General features: G+C 40.5%; 19 protein-coding genes. 11 read left to right on the top strand and 8 right to left on the bottom strand.

Features of this window, described 5'->3' with window-relative positions; genetic code table 11:
- The first annotated feature begins 81 nt into the window (after positions 1–81).
- Entirely contained in the window at positions 82–1,023 is a 942-nt protein-coding gene (gene dusC / locus M1F17_RS14565) for a tRNA dihydrouridine(16) synthase DusC (RefSeq protein WP_096864122.1), read from the top strand.
- A gap of 159 nt (positions 1,024–1,182) precedes the next feature.
- Positions 1,183–1,431 carry a GlsB/YeaQ/YmgE family stress response membrane protein gene (locus M1F17_RS14560; RefSeq protein ID WP_004256598.1) on the top strand — a complete coding sequence of 83 codons (249 nt, stop codon included), beginning with the start codon at positions 1,183–1,185 and terminating at the stop codon, positions 1,429–1,431.
- An 80-nt stretch (positions 1,432–1,511) separates the two neighbouring features.
- On the opposite strand, the gene sseA is transcribed toward M1F17_RS14560, so the two are convergent.
- Both sseA and M1F17_RS14550 read right to left on the bottom strand, forming a co-directional pair.
- On the bottom strand, positions 1,512–2,351 hold the full coding sequence (gene sseA, locus M1F17_RS14555; protein ID WP_094962431.1) for a 3-mercaptopyruvate sulfurtransferase: 840 nt from the start codon (positions 2,349–2,351) through the stop codon (positions 1,512–1,514).
- Positions 2,352–2,389: 38 nt separating this feature from the next.
- Positions 2,390–2,551 carry a hypothetical protein gene (locus tag M1F17_RS14550; RefSeq protein ID WP_004256593.1) on the bottom strand — a complete coding sequence of 54 codons (162 nt, stop codon included), beginning with the start codon at positions 2,549–2,551 and terminating at the stop codon, positions 2,390–2,392.
- 257 nt (positions 2,552–2,808) lie between these two features.
- On the opposite strand from M1F17_RS14550, the gene dinG reads away from it, so the two are divergent.
- Positions 2,809–4,920, top strand: coding sequence for an ATP-dependent DNA helicase DinG (gene dinG / locus M1F17_RS14545; RefSeq protein ID WP_094962432.1), 2,112 nt, complete (start codon positions 2,809–2,811; stop codon positions 4,918–4,920).
- 123 nt (positions 4,921–5,043) lie between these two features.
- On the opposite strand, the gene dps is transcribed toward dinG, so the two are convergent.
- Together dps and rhtA are read right to left on the bottom strand one after the other, a co-directional pair.
- Positions 5,044–5,547 (bottom strand): DNA starvation/stationary phase protection protein Dps, encoded by a 504-nt coding sequence (dps, locus tag M1F17_RS14540; RefSeq protein WP_004256573.1) that lies wholly within the window; start codon positions 5,545–5,547, stop codon positions 5,044–5,046.
- A 338-nt stretch (positions 5,548–5,885) separates the two neighbouring features.
- Positions 5,886–6,773 carry a threonine/homoserine exporter RhtA gene (gene rhtA / locus M1F17_RS14535; RefSeq protein WP_004256572.1) on the bottom strand — a complete coding sequence of 296 codons (888 nt, stop codon included), beginning with the start codon at positions 6,771–6,773 and terminating at the stop codon, positions 5,886–5,888.
- 323 nt (positions 6,774–7,096) lie between these two features.
- Here rhtA and M1F17_RS14530 point away from each other — a divergent pair, with 323 nt between their 5' ends.
- The 3 genes from M1F17_RS14530 to M1F17_RS14520 all read left to right on the top strand — a co-directional run bounded on the left by M1F17_RS14530 (position 7,097) and on the right by M1F17_RS14520 (position 9,994).
- Entirely contained in the window at positions 7,097–7,672 is a 576-nt protein-coding gene (locus M1F17_RS14530) for a TIGR00730 family Rossman fold protein (RefSeq protein ID WP_094962433.1), read from the top strand.
- A gap of 30 nt (positions 7,673–7,702) precedes the next feature.
- Complete coding sequence (locus M1F17_RS14525) at positions 7,703–8,161, top strand: GNAT family N-acetyltransferase (protein WP_094962434.1); 459 nt, start codon at positions 7,703–7,705, stop codon at positions 8,159–8,161.
- Positions 8,162–8,419: 258 nt separating this feature from the next.
- Positions 8,420–9,994 (top strand): ABC-F family ATPase, encoded by a 1,575-nt coding sequence (locus M1F17_RS14520; RefSeq protein ID WP_004256567.1) that lies wholly within the window; start codon positions 8,420–8,422, stop codon positions 9,992–9,994.
- A gap of 67 nt (positions 9,995–10,061) precedes the next feature.
- Here the strand turns inward: M1F17_RS14520 and M1F17_RS14515 are convergent, their stop codons facing one another.
- The 3 genes from M1F17_RS14515 to moeA all read right to left on the bottom strand — a co-directional run bounded on the left by M1F17_RS14515 (position 10,062) and on the right by moeA (position 12,606).
- On the bottom strand, positions 10,062–10,397 hold the full coding sequence (locus M1F17_RS14515) for a zinc ribbon domain-containing protein YjdM (protein ID WP_004909208.1): 336 nt from the start codon (positions 10,395–10,397) through the stop codon (positions 10,062–10,064).
- 209 nt (positions 10,398–10,606) lie between these two features.
- Entirely contained in the window at positions 10,607–11,359 is a 753-nt protein-coding gene (gene moeB, locus M1F17_RS14510; protein ID WP_180312062.1) for a molybdopterin-synthase adenylyltransferase MoeB, read from the bottom strand.
- 5 nt (positions 11,360–11,364) lie between these two features.
- A complete protein-coding gene (moeA, locus tag M1F17_RS14505) occupies positions 11,365–12,606 on the bottom strand; it encodes a molybdopterin molybdotransferase MoeA (protein ID WP_094962436.1) in 1,242 nt (413 codons plus the stop codon).
- 449 nt (positions 12,607–13,055) lie between these two features.
- On the opposite strand from moeA, the gene folE reads away from it, so the two are divergent.
- Both folE and yeiB read left to right on the top strand, forming a co-directional pair.
- Positions 13,056–13,715, top strand: coding sequence for a GTP cyclohydrolase I FolE (folE, locus tag M1F17_RS14500; RefSeq protein ID WP_004256561.1), 660 nt, complete (start codon positions 13,056–13,058; stop codon positions 13,713–13,715).
- 3 nt (positions 13,716–13,718) lie between these two features.
- Complete coding sequence (gene yeiB, locus M1F17_RS14495) at positions 13,719–14,864, top strand: DUF418 domain-containing protein YeiB (protein ID WP_180312061.1); 1,146 nt, start codon at positions 13,719–13,721, stop codon at positions 14,862–14,864.
- Positions 14,865–15,052: 188 nt separating this feature from the next.
- Here yeiB and sanA read toward each other — a convergent pair whose 3' ends face one another.
- Entirely contained in the window at positions 15,053–15,757 is a 705-nt protein-coding gene (gene sanA, locus M1F17_RS14490; protein ID WP_094962438.1) for an outer membrane permeability protein SanA, read from the bottom strand.
- Positions 15,758–16,124: 367 nt separating this feature from the next.
- Between sanA and M1F17_RS14485 the strand changes: the two genes are divergently transcribed.
- The 3 genes from M1F17_RS14485 (at position 16,125) to M1F17_RS14475 (ending at position 19,326) form a co-directional block, all read left to right on the top strand.
- Positions 16,125–16,820 carry a sugar-binding protein gene (locus tag M1F17_RS14485; protein WP_094962439.1) on the top strand — a complete coding sequence of 232 codons (696 nt, stop codon included), beginning with the start codon at positions 16,125–16,127 and terminating at the stop codon, positions 16,818–16,820.
- 167 nt (positions 16,821–16,987) lie between these two features.
- Positions 16,988–17,908: an N-acetylmuramic acid 6-phosphate etherase gene (gene murQ / locus M1F17_RS14480; RefSeq protein WP_004256554.1), complete on the top strand. Its 921-nt coding sequence runs from the start codon at positions 16,988–16,990 to the stop codon at positions 17,906–17,908.
- Between the two features lie 56 nt (positions 17,909–17,964).
- On the top strand, positions 17,965–19,326 hold the full coding sequence (locus M1F17_RS14475; protein WP_094962441.1) for a PTS transporter subunit EIIC: 1,362 nt from the start codon (positions 17,965–17,967) through the stop codon (positions 19,324–19,326).
- The last annotated feature ends 13 nt before the right edge of the window (positions 19,327–19,339 follow it).

The raw sequence follows: 19,339 nt of genomic DNA, 5'->3' as shown, positions 1-19,339 counted from the left end.
CCCCATCTTAGAATTTTCCTGCTCATCTATTCAATAAACGGTATGATAAGCAGGTGTTATTACGTTTTTTGTGAGCCATTTATGCGCGTTTTATTAGCTCCTATGGAAGGAGTTTTAGACCCTTTAGTACGTTGTCTATTAAGCGAAGTTAATGACTATGACCTGTGCATAACAGAGTTTGTTCGCGTGGTTGATACTCTTTTACCGGCAAAAACTTTTTACCGTTTATGCCCTGAACTAAAACATGGCAGTCGTACCCCTTCAGGGACATTAGTTCGCGTGCAGTTATTAGGGCAACACCCTCAGTGGTTGGCAGAGAACGCAAATCGAGCGGTCGAGTTAGGATCTTGGGGGGTTGATTTAAATTGCGGGTGTCCATCAAAAACAGTTAATGGCCACGGTGGTGGTGCGACGTTATTGAAGCAACCTGATTTGATTTATCAAGCTGCGAAATCAATGCGTGAAGCAGTTCCAAAAGAATTACCTATTTCGGTTAAGGTTCGTTTGGGGTGGGATAGTTCCGAATTTGCTTATGAAATTGCAGATGCGGTTCAACAGGCGGGGGCAACAGAACTTACTGTCCATGGTAGAACCAAAGAAGACGGTTATAAAGCAGAGAGTATTAATTGGTCTGCCATTGGAGAGATCCGCCGTAAATTATCGATCCCAGTGATTGCTAATGGTGAAATTTGGGACTATGCAAGTGCACAGCGCTGCCTTGAAATCACAGGTTGTGATGCCGTGATGATTGGCCGTGGAGCACTAAACACCCCAAACCTAAGTCGAGTGGTCAAATTTAATGAATCTAAAATGCCTTGGGAGCAAGTTGGCAGGTTGTTATTAAAGTATACAGAACTTGAAAAACAAGGGGATACCGGCCATTACCATGCAGCCCGGATTAAGCAATGGCTAGGCTATTTACGTAAAGAATATCATCAAGCAGATGAACTTTTTTCTCAGGTTAGGTCGTTAAAAAATGCCCAACAGATTGCGCAAGTGATAACTGAAATTGTGAGCAATTAGTTATGAATAATGTTGATTGGCAAAATTTTATAGTTGCGAAATTAACTTATAGGGTCTTTACTTAATTGGTAGGAGAGCGATTTTATTTATTTAAAGCTCTACTATTATATGAGAACATTTTGACATTATAGTGAAATTACCTAGTCTGGGAGGCGTAAGATGGGTGTAATTGCTTGGATTATTTTTGGTCTAATTGCAGGTGTTTTAGCTAAGTGGCTGATGCCAGGTACTTATCACATGGGGTTCATTATGACCACCGTGCTGGGGATTGTTGGTGCCGTTGTGGGTGGTTACATCAGTACTTTCTTTGGTAAAGGAAAAGTTGATGGTTTCAACTTTGGGAGTTTTGTTGTCGCGGTTATCGGTGCGATTGTCGTACTGTTCTTAGCCGGGATATTTGCCAAATAACCATTTCCTCTACTTGGTAAATCTTCATTCTATAAGCCACTTAAATATCAAGTGGCTTATATTTTTATGGAAGAAGAGGATTACGACTCGATTGGCAGGCCGTTATCTTGCCCCCATTGGGCCCATGAACCATCATACAAACGCACGTTTTGGTTACCTAATAATGTTAATGCCATTAATACCACAGCTGCGGTCATTCCTGAACCACAGGTCATCACTGAAGGTGCATGGATATCCACACCTTGTTTAGTAAAAATAGCTTTAAGTTGCTCCGGTGATTTGAATTCACCCTTTTCAACGAGAAGATCCCATGGGACGTTTTTGCTCCCAGGAATATGCCCCATACGTAGACCCGGACGTGGTTCTGGCGCTTTGGCAAGAAAGCGTGGTTCTGCACGAGCATCAATAATTTGAATTTTTCCTTGATTTACAATATCAAGCATGTGCTCTTGATTCAGTGCGTTACTGTCTTTACGTATGGCATGGAATTGTTTCGCAGCTGGCGGAGTGACTTCCCCGGACTGAACATCAAACCCTGCTGCTTTCCAAGCATCGATGCCACCGGCTAAAATCTTAACGTTTTTGCAGCCCATAGTGGTGAAAGTCCACCAAGCTCTTGGGGATGAAAATAAGTTATTCTGTGAATAAATAATAACTTGGGTGTCATTACCTATACCCATGGCACTAACTGCTTGGCTAAAAACATCGGCACTTGGCAGCATATGGGGTAAATCACAGCTTTTGTCTGCAATTTCATCTTGATGAAAGAACTGAGCGTTAGGAATATGTTCTTCTAGATATTGTTGGCGGCAATCATAAGGTGCGGTCGGTGGTGGAGAAGAAGCATCGAGTACAATGATGTTATCATCAAATAGATGTGAATTTAACCATTGTGGGGTTACGAAATAATCGTTGTACATAAGCTATCTCCATCCTGGGCTGATAAATTATTTTAAAATTACTGAATTTGATTGGGTGCTGGCAGTGCTGAAGGGGATTGCGGTTGCCCTTGCTCAAGTGGTGTGGTTGAACGTGTATAAATGTTCATACCCGCTAAAACAATACCGCCTACAGAACCAAAAGCGCATAATGCGCAAAGTGCGATAACAACCTTTTTCATTTTCTATAGCCTGCCTAGTGATAAAAATCCAAATGATATAAGAACTCAAAGTATAACCGGATGAGTGTTGCAAACAAGTTAAAAGCTATTTTTTCTGTTGCAGAATGGGCGTTTTGCAAAAAGCTTCCCAATTTTTATGTATAATGGGTATTAATACAGTAGTTTTGCGAAGCGGTTGGCAAAAGCGTTTTTTACATATTCCGTATTGTTGTCAGTTTCGTTATCTTTCATTTTAACTTTGGTCACCTGCATAATTTATGTCCCTGTCGAATAAAACTAAAGAACAAATAACTCAGTGGTATAAAGGGTTGTCCGTACAAATTGACGGGTTTGTTTCCCGAGCCCCGCAGCGGCAGATGATCGCGCAAGTTGCAAAAAATTTAGCAGATGATGACGGCCGCCATTTGGTCATAGAAGCACCTACTGGGGTGGGTAAAACGCTATCTTATTTAATACCGGGGATAGCGGTTGGTAGGGAAGAAGGTAAAACCTTAGTGGTTAGTACAGCGAATGTGGCATTACAAGATCAAATTTATAGTAAAGATTTACCCTTATTAAGCAAAATTATTCCTGATTTAAAATATACAGGGGCGTTTGGGCGTGCTCGTTATGTTTGCCCTCGTAATTTAGAAGCTATTTGTGCCGCGGAAGGCGAACAAATTGATTTAATGTTATTGGTGGAAGATAAAACAGAAATTGCGAATAGTGAAGAGCGGGCTATTTGTCAGCAACTGCGGCATGACTTTCAGAGTTTTGCATGGGATGGGCTAAGGGATCACCACAAACGTGCATTTAGTGATAGCTTATGGCGCAAAGTCAGCACAGATAAAATGAATTGTTTAGGTCGTAATTGTCAATTTTATCAGCGTTGCCCATTTTTTATTGCTAGGCGGGAAATCGAAGATGCCGATGTGGTGGTTGCTAATCATGCGTTAGTTATGGCTGCAATGGAAAGTGAATCGGTATTACCTGACCCGAAAAATTTATTATTAGTGCTTGATGAAGGCCATCATGTTCCGGATGTAGCAAGGGATGCCCTTGAAGTTGAAGGCGAAATTACGTTAGTTCAACTAACGGCACAGCTTGATAGCTTTATTCAGCATGTTGGGCAGTACATGGGGCAATTTCGTCCGGCGAAGCCACCAAAGTTAGCTAACCCCGAACGGTTACAGCAACATGCAGAAAAATTACGTGAAACATTTCGTGATTTCTCATTATTAGCGAATGCATTATTACCAGAAACATCAAAAGAAACTGAATATTTATTTCCGCTTGGTGTATTGCCTGAAGCTATGCAACTGAGCTGTCAGGCCTTGTTTAAGCAAACTGATGCATTACAGGGGCTGGCGGAAGCCATCTTAAATGATTTGACGGAACAAACTGCGAAGCAAGATATTGTCCGCTTACATCGCTCCATTATTGTGACTAGTAGGGCTATGGGGTACTTTGAAAATATGTCGAAGCTTTGGCGGTTGGCGGCATTAGAACAAAGTTCAGGTGCCCCTGTATCAAAATGGTTAAGTCGGCGTTATGAGAAAAACCAATCTCGCTTCTTTATGCATTGTGCAGGGATCCGAGTCAGCGAACAATTACAACATTTGTTATGGCGAAATGTTCCTCATATTGTGATTACCTCGGCAACACTGAGGTCATTGAACAGTTATTCACGTTTTATGGAACTTACTGGGTTATCCGAAAAAAGTGATGACCGCTTCGTGACATTGTCTTCTCCTTTTAACCATGTTGAGCAGGGAAAAATTATTATTCCTAAAATGGAATATGAGCCAACGATAAACACTGAAGCTGAACACTTAGCGGAAATGGCAGTATTTTTCCGTGAACAATTCACTAAAAATACTCACCGTGGAGTACTGGTTTTATTTAGTAGCCAAAGAGCGATGGAAGGTTTTCTTGAGCACGTAAAAGATTTGCGTTTGCAGCTTTTAGTTCAAGGAGATCAACCACGTTACCGGTTAGTCGAAACACATTGCGAAAGAATTAACCAAGGGCAATCTAGTGCCTTAATTGGCTTACAATCGTTTGCTGAGGGGTTAGACCTAAAAGGGGAATATTTAACTCAGGTCCATATTCATAAAATTGCATTTCCGCCAGTAACAAACCCTGTGATTATCACCGAAGGGGATTGGTTGAAATCATTGAAGCGATACCCATTTGAAGTACAAAGTTTACCTAGCGCCTCATTTAACTTGATACAGCAAGCAGGTAGGTTGATTCGTAGTCATGAGTGCTATGGTGAAATTATTATTTATGATAAACGTTTGCTAACTAAAAATTATGGTAAAAGGCTATTAAATGCATTACCTGTATTTCCTATAGAGCAACCTGAAATACCTAAAAACAGTAAATAACTAAGTTAACTTATTTTATTTTTAGGTATTTGAATAACAGTTTGATTATAGTTAATGACTCGCAAATAAAATGGCCACTCTACAGTGGCCATTGGTCAATTTTAATTGACTCTATTTACGACATTACTCAATATTTGCTTCTAAGAACCAGAGGAATTTATCCATATCGCGGGAAGCTGCGGTAAACATATCCGCAGTGTCTTCGTCTTCCACTTCATCAATGGCTTTACGGATATCATTCGCGACAATAGCATAGCGGTCGGCTAACGCTTTTAAGTGGTCTTGTACGCTATGGATATTAATTGGGTAAGCTTCTAACGAGGTGAAGCGGTTAACTTCTTGCGTTGTACCAATAGCAACACCTCCCAATTGAACCGCGCGCTCTGCGAATTCATCTAAATGTTCAACTAACGTGGTTCTAAAGCCATCTAGCATTTCATGGATAGCAATAAAATTACGGCCACGCATATTCCAGTGGGCTTGTTTAGTCATTAGAGAGAGATCGGTAAAATGGACCACCATAACATTAAGAATTCCAATGGTTTCCAATTTTACGCTGTCTTCCATATCATTACGTGTATATAAAAGTTCATTTGAAGATGCTTTAAATAATTTAGCTGTGCTCATGATTCATCCTCTCTTAAATATGAATTTGTTTAGTAACCTCATCTGTCAATAAATATAAAATAACCAAACTAATTTGTCATAATGTAATAAACGATTAATTTAATAGGTCTATTCGATATACTTTATTAACCGTTAATTAATTGTGGATCTTCGGTACTAATCGTTTTTGACAATAAGTGCGATAGAGATAATAATTTTTTATTTAAAGCATAAACTAGAAATAAAAATAGATTATTTCAAATTGATGAATAAAACTTTACACGAAAAAAGGTTAATAAATATCTATATATCGAATTTATTAACCTTGATTGTCTTTGTTTGCTTCGAGCTTTTAGTGGCTAGGACACTTTTTCGATTTTTGACTTTGGTACTGCTGTTGAGGTGGAGCCAATAGAAGCACAGACAATACATAATAATGCCAACCATTGAGTCATCGTTAAGTGCTCATTTAGGAAAACAATTCCTAAAAATGCGCCCATACAAGGTTCAAGGCTCATCAATGTACCAAAAGTTCGGGCTGGTAAACGCGTTAGCGCGATCATTTCTAATGTATAAGGAAATGCGGTTGATAAAATCGCGACTGCTAGTGCAATAGGTAAAATTGAGGGGTCGAACATCACCTCGACACCTGTTTGCATTAAGCCGATAGGGAAGAAGATCATGGCAGAAATAAATGAACCTATTGCAACGGTTGCTGCACCGTAACCCGCTCCTGCACGTTGCCCGAATATAATATATAACCCCCAGCAGACACCGGCTCCGAGAGCATAGAGAGCACCGAGTGTATCAATGGAATCAATATTATCGCCGATTGGAAGTAAGAATAATAACCCAACAATAACAAGGGCTATCCATAAAAAATCAATCGGACGGCGAGAAGAAAACATCGCAACGGCTAAAGGACCAGTAAATTCTAAAGCAACAGCTATCCCTAATGGAATTCGTTCAAGAGATAGGTAAAACAAATAATTCATCGTACCTAGGGATAACCCATAAGCAAGCAATGGAACTAGCGAATTTTTTCTGAATTTTAAACGCCAAGGCTTAAAAATAACGAACAAAATAATAGTAGCAAGCAATAAACGTAAACCAGTAACACCGGGAGCGCCGATAACAGGAAATAAAGTTTTAGCTAAAGAAGCTCCGCTTTGAATAGAGGTCATTGCAAGCAGTAATAACCCTATAGGTAATAGCGGAAATGCGCTCTTTTTAGTGTCGGCAGACATAAATAAGTAAACCTCGGAAAACGTAACTTAATTGATAATAAATATTTAGAAAATAAGTATTCAGTGATGAAAAATAATTTCTTAAAGATTATCTCATAAAACAGCACGGCTTTATATTTGTTTATGGTTTAGCTATAGAGAATAAGGGGGTAAATGTGCTCTATTGGTTGTCAACATGTTGGTTTAGGTGAATAGCAGTGCTATAAACATGAGTAAGTCTCATTTTATTATGGCGAAGAGTGAAGCTTGAGCTTCTGTATTAGGCTCGTATAATTCAGTGCTTTAACTAAAAAGTCACAATAAAAATGGAAAATGAGGAACAAATGGGAAAAATTAAAAGTATTGCAGTGTATTGTGGTTCCAGTATGGGAAAAAATGAGGTCTATCAGCAAAAAGCCATTGAGTTTGCTAAAGAAATGGTTAAACGTGATATCACGTTAGTCTATGGTGGAGCGAGCGTGGGAATTATGGGGACAGTTGCTGATACCGTATTGTCATTAGGGGGAAAAGCGATTGGGGTGATCCCATTATTGCTAGAAGAACGTGAAATTTCTCATAAGAATTTAACTGAGTTGTATAAAGTTGAAACGATGCATCAGCGTAAAAGTAAAATGATTGAGCTTGCGGATGCCTTTGTCGCTTTGCCTGGCGGTTATGGCACGCTTGAAGAGTATGCAGAAGTATTTACTTGGAGCCAAATTGGTTTACATGCTAAGCCATGCGCTTTATTTAATATTAATAATTATTGGCAACCATTGATTGATATGACAAATAAGATGGCAGATGAAGGTTTCCTCCATGAAAAATACCGTCATATGGCGATTGTGAATGATTCTCCCGCTGAGTTATTAGAAAGTTTTGAATCTTATGTCGCCCCACCAATTAAAACCTACGACTAGCGTTAATATTAAAATCACAGAGAGGAATGCATGATAAGGGAAGCTATTAAAAGTGATGTAGAATCCATTTTATCGCTTTACCAAATTTTGTTTTCGGAAATGGCATTATTCGACCCTGAACGTTTACAACCAGCGGAGCAGACTAGGGAATTTATTGAAAATGCGATTATTGACGATAAATTTTGTTTATTAGTTGCTGAATTTAACAGTGAGATTAAAGGGTTTTGTATTGCACAACAACAAGCTGCTGACCCTTATAACTGTGTTGTTCCTCGAAATTTTGGTTATATCTTTGACCTAGTGGTTGCTCCTAATTTCCGTGGTGAAAAAGCAGGGCAAAAATTACTAAATGCGATGAAAGCCTGGGCAAAAAGTCGACAACTAAGCCACTTGGAGTTGTCAGTGTTAGCGCAAAACCATAAAGCGATTAAATTTTATGAGCGAGAAGGGCTAACCGAGATCAGCCGTACTATGGGGATCGCTCTTTAGTTTGGCATTTAGTCAGCCTTTCCTTTCGTGTTAATCAATTTGCTGAAAACAGCACAAGATCTAAGCGGTGTAATATGGCATAATGCGCCGCTATTTATACCTGCCATACTCTAATGACCATACATGGAGTGTATTTTGCTGCTCAAATCACTATTTTGGGTTGTTTTGCACGCTGTAGTCATAGACCCCTAATCATCGCAGGCTATTTTACACCGTTTAATTTAAGGCATAGCAGTGTTAACAACGAACAATATCACTATGCAGTTTGGCAGTAAGCCACTGTTTGAAAACATTTCAGTTAAATTTGGCACAGGCAACCGTTATGGTTTGATCGGCGCAAATGGCGCGGGTAAATCCACGTTTATGAAGATTTTAGGGGGAGATTTAACCCCTACAGCTGGAAATGTGAGCACGACTGATCCAAATGAGCGTATTGGTAAACTTCGCCAAGATCAGTTCGCATTTGAAGAATTTACCGTACTTGATACCGTGATTATGGGCCATAGCGAGCTGTGGGACGTCAAACAAGAGCGCGATAGAATCTACGCCTTACCTGAAATGAGCGAAGAAGACGGCTACCGTGTGGCTGACCTAGAAGTCGCTTATGGTGAAATGGACGGTTATAGTGCGGAAGCGCGCGCAGGTGAATTATTACTGGGTGTGGGTATTCCTGTTGAACAACACTATGGGCCGATGAGTGAAGTCGCGCCAGGCTGGAAGCTGCGGGTACTGTTGGCTCAAGCCCTATTTTCTGACCCTGATATCTTATTACTCGATGAGCCGACGAATAACTTGGATATCGATACGATTCGTTGGTTAGAGCAAGTGCTGAACGATCGTAACTGTACTATGATCATTATTTCCCATGATAGGCACTTTTTAAATACCGTATGTACCCATATGGCTGATCTAGATTACGGTGAATTGCGTTTATTCACTGGTAACTATGATGAATATATGATCGCGGCAACTCAAGCACGTGAGCGTTTACTGGCAGATAACGCGAAGAAAAAAGCACAAATTGCAGAACTGCAATCTTTTGTTAGCCGCTTTAGCGCTAACGCATCTAAATCGAAACAAGCGACTTCACGCGCACGTCAAATTGATAAAATTCAATTGGATGAAGTGAAAGCGTCTAGCCGTCAAAACCCATTCATTCGTTTTGAACAAGAGAAAAAATTGTTCCGTAATGCACTGGAATTAGAAGCGGTAACGAACGGTTATGACCAAGGGCCATTATTCAAAAACGTCAATTTATTACTGGAAGTTGGCGAAAAAATGGCAGTTATTGGTGCTAATGGTATCGGTAAAACCACATTCTTAAAAACGCTGGTGGGCGAACAGCCTGCAACGAGTGGAATGGTTAAATGGTCAGAAAACAGCAGCATTGGGTATTATGCCCAAGACCACGCAGAAGATTTTGAAACGGATTTAACTGTGTTTGACTGGATGAGTCAGTGGAAAAGTGAAGGGGATGACGAGCAAGCGGTGCGCAGTATTTTAGGCCGTTTACTGTTTTCTCAAGATGACATTAAAAAGAAAGTTAAAGTGTTATCCGGTGGTGAACAAGGGCGTATGTTATTTGGTAAGTTAATGATGCAACAGCCAAATATTTTGATTATGGATGAGCCAACCAATCACTTGGATATGGAATCTATCGAGTCATTAAACTTAGCCCTCGAATTATACAAAGGTACGTTAATTTTCGTTTCTCATGACCGTGAGTTTGTTAGCTCGTTAGCGAGCCGTATTTTAGAAATCAAAGAAGATAAAGTAATTGATTTCAAAGGTACTTATGACGAATACCTGACAAGCCAAGGTGTGGTTATCTAAATAGAGTTTTTAGATTAGAAACAAAAAGCCCTCAAATTTTGAGGGCTTTTTAATGGGTGAAGTAAACTTAGTTTTTCTTCACAAACTCAGATTTCAGTTTCATTTGACCGAAACCATCAATTTTACAGTCGATATTGTGGTCGCCTTCGACCAAACGGATACCTTTAACGCGGGTACCAATTTTTAGCATAGAAGAGCTGCCTTTGACTTTGAGATCTTTAATAACCGTGATGGTATCACCATCAGCTAACAGGTTGCCATTGGCATCTTTTACAATCAATTCATCAATATCAGCTACAGGTTCGGCATCATTCCATTCATGCGCGCACTCAGGGCAGATATACATATCGTTATCAGTATAGGTGTATTCAGACTGGCATTTCGGGCAAGGAGGGAATTGCATATTCATACTCTCAGTAACTTTATCAAAAGAATAAACAGTGGTGATATTTAAACCATCAAGCACCACAAAAGAGAGATAGTATAAGGTGAAAGGGCAATTAAATTATTTTTTCGGATTATTCTTAATTTTGATGTAATAAAAATAGGAAAAAGGCGAGAAAAGCCTCGCCTGAATGATGAGAAAAGCCAACTTGCCCGAAAATTTAGCAGTTAGCTTTTAGCACAGACTTCACAATGCGGGTCTTTGCTAAGTTTAAATTGGCGAAAATCCATGGTCATTGCATCAAATAGCAATACTTTTCCTGAATTAACTTTCCCATAATTAGCTAATAATTTAATGGTTTCCATCGCTTCTAGCGTACCAATGGTACCGACTAAAGGGGACATAACCCCTGCTTCCACACAAGTTAAGTTATTTTCACCAAATAAACGGCTTAAACAGTGATAGCAAGGGGTGTTTTCTTCATAAGTGAAAACAGATAATTGCCCTTCCATGCGAATAGCAGCACCTGAAACCAGTGGTTTTTTTCGTGGTAAACACAAGCGGTTGAGCTGTTCACGAATGGCAACGTTATCTGTGCAGTCTAAGATCACATCATGATGCATAATTAATTCATCAAGTTGTGCATCATCAAGTTGTGCATTGACGGTGTCAATTTGAATATATGGGTTAATGGCAGCAAGTTGCGCTTTAGCTGAATCAACTTTCGGTGTACCAATGGTGACGTCACGGTGCAAAATTTGCCGTTGCAAGTTAGACAATGACACGGTATCGAAATCCACCAATGTCAGATGACCGACACCAGCAGCAGCAAGGTATTGAGCTGCGGCACAGCCTAAACCGCCAAGGCCAATAACCAGTACTTTGCCAGCTTTAAGTTTTTCCTGCCCATCGAAATCAAACCCACGGAGGATAATTTGGCGGTTGTACCGCAACATTTCCGGATCGCTAAGCTCTTGCACTGTTATTATTCACTTTTTAATAAATAGTTAAACATTTCGACTTCAACCATTTCACCTGCTTCAACGCGCCCACGTTCTCTTTCAAGGACAATAAAACAGTTGGCTAAACTAAATGAACTAAACACATGTGAGCCTTGGTGACCCGTCGTGGCGACTTGCAACTGCCCTTGCTCATTGGTGCTTAGAATTCCTCGTTGAAAATCTAAACGGCCCGGGCTTTTCTTCAACATGGTGGTCACTGGAACCTTGAAGCGTAGCGGAGCACGCCATTGGCTGTGCCCTGAAAGGCGGGCAATCAGCGGTTGAACCAATTGATAGAAGGTGAGTGCAGCGGAAACAGGGTTCCCCGGCAGCCCACAAAACCAAGCGTCGCTCAGCTTACCAAAAGCAAAAGGTTTTCCTGGTTTAATGGCTAACTTCCAAAAACCAATGGTGCCTAATTCATCCAAAATTTGTTTGGTATAGTCGGCTTCACCTACGGAAACACCGCCACTACTGATCACTAAATCAGCGTGTTGGTTAGCTTCGATAAAGGTTTGCTTGAGTTTTTCGGGCGAGTCCGGTATTACCCCTAAATCAAGCACTTCACAATTAAGTTTTTCCAGCATCAGACGAACGGTAAAACGGTTAGTATCATAAATTTGCCCATCTGCTAAAGGAAGGCCGACGGCTTGTAGCTCATCTCCCGTTGAAAAAACGGCAACTTTAAGGCGGCGATATACGGTGACATCAGCAATACCCAGTGAAGCAATTAAAGGTAGCTGAGCGGTCGTTAGTAAGGTGCCCGCAGGGAATACGGCACTGCCTTGGGTAATATCTTCCCCTGCTTTGCGGATATTACTACCTTGTTTAATTGGTTGGGTGAATACAATACCTTGGTCCGTTTGTTGTGTAGATTCTTGCATCACAACGGTATCCACTCCTTGTGGAATTGGTGCGCCTGTCATAATACGTACGCAGCAACCTGCTTTTAGTTCACCTTCCATCGGGTTACCCGCAAAAGATTTACCTGCTACAGGCATTGGCGTTTTACCATCCCAATCGGCGAAACGTAAGCCATAACCATCCATAGCAGAATTATCAAATGGTGGAACATTGATAGGGGAAATCAGGTCTGTCGCAATGATGCGTTGTGCAGAGGAGGTCAGTGGAATGATTTCTGTATCTGTGACGGTTTTCGTTTGAGATAGTAATTTTTCCAATGCAACATCTAGAGAAATCAAATCGTTAGTATGACACTGATCCATAAATAATGACCCTCATTATTGTTATCTGCCTTGAGGCTTTAAAATGTGTTCGTGATGCATATTATGGCAGAAATCCATTAGTGGGTGAATGAATAGAAATTGATTACAGATAGCTTTTGGTTAGATTTAACGAATAGGGAGGCATTACCACAGACAAAATTACGCATGAAATGACCTATTTTTAGATTATTTATTGCGTTAATCATTTCAAGTTTATTCGTTTATCGCCATTCAAGGTTAAAACATTGATAAAAAATGTGCTACTAATCACCTTATATAAGGTGTAAAACCTTTTAATGTATGTATTCATTTGGTGAATAAATTGCAGGGTAAAATGCAAATATTTCACAGCGATTAACGATGTTGTACTGGATTATCTCTACCTGCTGTTTTAGAGTACCGCACACCTGCATTTTATAAAAATAGTTATACCATTTGTGGAGGATCACATGTCATCTCTGAGTAAAGAGGCCGAATTAGTTCATGCCGCGCTGGAGGCTAGAGGCCTAGAAACGCCTTTACGTATCCAGCCAAAATCAGGCGACGAACGTAAGAAACTGATTGAAGGGCACATGACAGAGATCATGACGCTACTGAATTTGGATTTAACCGATGACAGTTTAGCTGATACCCCTCGTCGCATCGCAAAAATGTATGTTGATGAAATTTTTTCAGGGCTTGATTACGCAAACTTTCCAAAAATCACTTTAATTGAAAATAAAATGAAAGTGGATGAAATGGTCACTGTGCGTGATATTACGTTAACAAGTACCTGTGAACACCATTTTGTTACGATTGATGGAAAGGCCACGGTTGCCTACATTCCAAAAGATAAAGTCATTGGTTTATCGAAAATTAATCGAATTGTGCAATTTTTCTCACAGCGTCCACAAGTGCAAGAGCGCTTAACACAGCAAATTTTGGTTGCTCTGCAAACATTATTGGGAACAACAAATGTAGCTGTTTGTATAGATGCAGTGCATTATTGCGTGAAAGCACGTGGTATTCGTGACGCGACAAGTGCAACAACAACAACGTCATTAGGCGGGTTATTTAAATCAAGCCAAAATACACGGCAAGAATTTTTACGTGCAGTGCGTCACTTATAATTTATGACAGCAACGACGCCGTCAAGTCGCATTGGCCAACTTGACGCTGTTCGTGGTATGGCGATTTTAGGTATTCTTTTAATGAATATCTTTGCTTTTGCTTTACCACAAGCGGCGTATTTAAATCCTTATTACACCAATAAAACACCCGACTCAGAGGCTTACCTCTGGGGGATTTTCAATGTCCTTTTCCAAGGCAAAGTTCTTGCTATTTTTTCAATCCTATTTGGGGCAACCCTTGCTTTATTACAACCCCGTTCTCTTCGTTGGAACCAGTGCCGTCTATTCGTTCTAGCCCTGTTCGGGGTGATTCATGGGGTTGGTTTTTGGGATGGTGATATTCTTTTGGCTTATGCATTGACGGGCTTGTTGGTAACCTATCTGCTTAATCAATATGAAGATGGTTTTTTATTGAAAATAGCACTATCAATCTATTTGATTGGGTTAGTTATCTTGCTCGTGTTGGGTAGTAGTGTAGACCCCTCCGGTTTTTGGCAAACCTCTGATGAGCAACTGGCATTTGAATATGCGATACATACCTCAGGGGGAATGGATGGCGTGCTTTATCGAGCGTCAGAGATGCTCAAAATGGTTGAAATGTTGGTTATCCAATATGGCTGGCAATTAGCGGCATTGATGATTATTGGCGCACTGCTAATGAAAAATGGTTGGTTACGAGGGCAATTTAGCGCTCAACACTACCGCAAGGTAGCCTACATATTTATCTTGCCATCTATATTGGTCCAAATAGTTTCGCTATACATGCAAAGCCAATTCAATTGGAGTTATTTTTCAACATCAATCATTGGTTATATTATTAATGAGCTAGTTATTCCATTTCAATCTTTAGGATACATAGCTCTGGTGTATGGCTTTTGGGCGATACTGGCAAACAGCAAAGTCGCTCTTGGCTTGCAATATGTGGGGCGGATGGCGCTAAGTAATTATATTTTGCAAACGCTAATTTGTACCATGTTGTTTTACCAATTCGGCTATTTTGGTCAATTTACGCGGGTTGAATTACTTGCCTTGGTTCCCATTATTTGGGGAGCAAATTTATTGTTTTCTTATTATTGGTTGATGTTTTTCAGGCAAGGCCCACTTGAATGGTGTTGGCGCAAATTAACGAGAAAGCTGATAGGTAGATGAGTATTCATCTACCTATCAGACTGCTGACAAACATATTATGTTTGGCGGCAAGTCGAATAGGTTATTGAAAATAAACTAGGAAAATCAATTTATTGATTTTCGGCTGATAACACAAAGCGGGAAAAACCACGCTTTTATCCCGCTTTGTCAACAACCTCATAGGTAGATGAGTATTCATCTACCTATATCTACTTCAATTTATTGACTTCATCCGGTGAAACCGCCGGATAGCCTTTAATTCCTGCTGGCATCTTAATGGGGGCTGGGATGGATTCTTGTTCACCTAAAAATTTAGGTTCCCGTTTTAAGATATATAAATCCGCCAGAGCGCCTAGCCGTGCAAACACTTCACGCACTCTCACTCTATACATCCCAGAAGGTGTCGGAACTGCTAAACATTGTGCATCAATACCTTTATGTTTGGCGATAAAGACTGCGCGTTCACAATGAAAACGCTGGGTAATAATCGTAAAATTATCGGTATCAAACACTTTTTTAGTGCGTACTACGGAGTCTAATGTCCTAAAACCTGCGAAATCGAGCACGATTTTAGAGGCTGGAACCCCTTCTTTAATTAAATCTTTACGCATGTTGATTGGCTCATTGTAATTATGAGCGCCATTATCACCACTGAGGAGCAAATATTTAACTTTTCCACTGTGGTATGCCTCTGCTGCGCCTTTAATGCGATAGGTATAATAGAGGTTATTAACACCAGAGGCATAATATTTGGATGTGCCAAGTACCATCCCAACATCGCGTGCAGGCAATTTTTCTACATCTTCATAGATATAGGGGGCGGTATCCCAGCTTATCCAGCGATCAAGCAACATTATGGTCGTAAATGCGATCCCTGCAATAATAATAAGACCAAAAAACAGACGTTTCCTCATGTCCTAGCCTTGATAATAAAAAGTCATAATCCGAAATTGTCAGCCCCAATAGGCCTGTGTCTTTAGGCTACTTGACTTAAATTAGTGACGCAAGTCGCGTAACGTAAAGTCATGTCAATGTCTGAATACCAATCGAAGTTGACTAATATTAAGCCTAATAATTGAATTAAAATTAATCAGACATTGGATGAAAAAGATAAATCACATTCTCATTAAAGAGTGAGCGGCTTCACATCATGATAGTTTTTATAGAATGAAGCTATATATTATGAAATTTTAATTCTATATTTTATGTGTTCTGTGAAATATTGTTTCTTTGGCGGTTTTTTGTGAATAACAGTTCTCTAATCCGATAGGTGAGGAAAGTATGAAATTAACGACATTACTAGCCGCGAGCGCTGTGCTTGTTACAGCAAGTGTGGCGGCAAAAGAGTACCAAATCAATCATACCGATCAGTTAAAATCACTCAATGATGCGACTAAAAGTACTGAAGTCTGGGAAAAAGCAGAAGTATTAACCGATTTTACTTACCCATGGGAAAAGGAAGTGGCTCCCAAAACAGATTTTCGCGCTTTATGGAGTGATGACGCACTATATTTCCGTTTTATTGCAGATGATAAAGATATTCAGTTAGGTGATAACCCAGATAAAGACCAAGCGGTGTTAGATTCTGACCGAGTCGAACTCTTTTTCGCGACTAGCCCTGAATTAAAACCTTATTACACGGCTGAAATGGACCCGAAAGGGCGTACTTTCGATGCAAAAGCTAATTATTACCGTGAAGTTGACCCAAGTTGGAACTGGGAAACATTACAAACCGTGGGTGAAATAACGCCAAATGGTTATGTATTAACGGGAAAAATTGATTTAGATGAATTCACTAAACTCGATTTATGGCAAGACGCAGACAAACAGACACTAATGTGTGCCATTTTGCGTGGAGAGTTCAGCGCGGGTGAACCTAAGCAAGTGCGTAAATGGATTAGCTGGATCAAACCTGATTCCGTTAAACCTGATTTTCACATCCCATCAGCCTTCGGAACCTGTAAGTTCGTAAAATAGCATTATCGCCGGTGGCTTTTGTCACCGGTATTTTTCAATACAAACCTATTATTGTGAGAAAGATCATAACCCGCAATTAAGTGGTACGAAATTGCTGTGATTTGAATTGAAATTAAAATTCATTTAATGTATTTTTTAATGAAATTAAATTTCATGAGGGCATTTGAATGTCTCTAGCCGAAAATACTCTGAGTAACTGTCTACACAATGAATTCAATCAGGAAACGCAGCAGTTTTCACGTTTGGATACGCTATCGATGGTGAACGTCATTAACCAAGCTGATAGCACGGTTGCAGGTGCCATTCAGGCTGTTCTACCTGCGATTGCTCAAGTGGTTGACGCTGTTGCTGAGTGCTTAAAGCAAGGTGGACGTTTGTTTTACATTGGCGCGGGTACTAGCGGTAGGTTAGCCGTATTAGATAGTGCAGAATGTCCACCCACATTTGGTACTTCACCTGAAATGGTGCAATCGATTATTGCGGGTGGCCAAGATGCAATGCTAAAAGCGGTTGAAAATATTGAGGATTCAGCAGAATCAGCGATTGCTGAGCTAAAAAAACGCCAACTTTGTGCCAAAGATGTCGTGGTGGGCATTGCTGCGAGTGGACGTACACCATTTACCTTAGCGGGTATTGAATACGCTAATGAAATCGGTGCGTTAACGGTGGCTATCACCACGCGAGGAAGAGGGTTATTAAGTGACGTTGCAAAATTGGCAATTGCCCCCGATGTTGGCCCTGAAGTGTTATCGGGTTCGACTCGTATGAAAAGTGGTACTGCGCAAAAAATGATTTTAGGCATGCTAAGTACTTGTGTGATGGGGAGACTAGGCCGTATTCATACTAATTTAATGGTTGATGTTGTTGCCAGTAATATCAAATTACTGCGCCGCGCAGAACGGATTGTGAGTGAAGTCTGCGGTATTGATGAACACACCGCGGCAGGGTTATTAGCGCAAGTGGATTATCATCCACGACGCGCAATTTTAATGCATGAGCTACAAATTAATGCACAGCAAGCGACGGATATCGTTCAACAACATCCAAATACTACCTTGGATAGCATGTTAGCAATTACCGTTAAGTAATGGGATAGCATGTTGAAGAGCGGGTTTATTGGCTCAGTCAACATCAGGGGGATCATATGGCTAATAAGATAGAACATCTGGAAGTACTCGCCAGAGAAATAGAAAAATATGCGGGCGGCTTTGAGAACGTGGCAACATTAACTCATTGTATGACGCGTATCCGTTTAGTTTTAAAAGATAACAGTAAATTTGATGCTGAGTCCTTGAAACAAATTGAGGGCGTAAAAGGTGTTATTTTTAATGGTGAACAGCAACAAGTGATTGTTGGGATGGGAACCGCAGCGAAAGTTTTTTCGGTGATGAACAAACGTATGCAAGGTAGCACCTCTACGACATCAGAAAGTTCAGCACCGGCGGAGAAAAAAGCGTTTTCCATTCGCCGTACGTTGAATACGTTAGCCGCTATATTTGTTCCTACTATTCCAGCTTTGATTGGTTGTGGTCTAATTATGGGGCTAATCAATATCGTCCGCTTGGTTGCTCCGGGGGTTGTCGACCAATTCCCTGAGTTATTTAAGTTATTAAAATTGATTGGTAGCGCAGTCTTTGTTTATCTTTCAATTATGATTGGGGTGAATACCGCGAAAGAGCTTGGTGCATCTACCTCAATTGGTGCGGTCATGGCTGGGTTACTTTCGATGCCGGGGTTAGCGGATATCACCTTATTTGGTTCGAAATTAGTCCCGGGTAGCGGGGGTATTTTTGCAGTGCTCATGGTGGTCGTTTTCTCTTCTAAATTTGAAGTGTGGTTTAGGAGCATTATTAAAGAAAGCTTAGACCTTATCGTGACGCCATTTGTGACCATTTTAGTCTCTGCGATGGTCGCAATTGTGGTGTTCCAACCCGCAGGACATTACTTAAACCAAATTTTGGCTCAAGGTGTTTCTGTCGCTTTATTAAATAGTGGTGGTGGTGCCGTGGCGACGGGGGGGATCTTAGGTGGCAGTTTCTTATTCTTATTACTAACGGGTTTACATCAAGGTTTGATCCCAATTCACGCTGAAATTTTACAAACTTTTGGTCTGAATTACTTGTTTCCAATTTTAGCGATGGGGGGAATGGGGCAAGTGGGTTCGTGTTTCTGGGTTTATTTAAAAACCAAAAACCAACGCTTGAAGAAAACCTTAGTCGGTGCGTTACCTGTGGGTATTTTTGGTGTTGGTGAACCGCTTTTATTTGGTGTGTCATTACCATTAGGTAAACCATTCATTGCAGGTTGCATTGGCGGAGCTGCGGGCGGGGCATTAATGGCGTTCTTCCATGTCGGGATCATCATTCCTTTTGGAACAGCAGGGTTATCATTAATTCCATTAGTGGGTGATGGCCAAATATTGGATTTCTTAATTGCTGTTGCAGGTGCATGGATTGTCGGGTTCATTGCCAGTATGATAATAGGCTTCACTGATCCAGAAAAATAATTAGAAGGAAAAG

It is taken from the genome of Providencia sp. PROV073, from assembly GCF_033688125.1.
Taxonomy (GTDB): Bacteria; Pseudomonadota; Gammaproteobacteria; order Enterobacterales; family Enterobacteriaceae; genus Providencia; species Providencia hangzhouensis.
The sequence above is the reverse complement of the archived record's forward strand: the minus strand, read 5'-3'. Positions and strand labels throughout refer to the sequence as shown.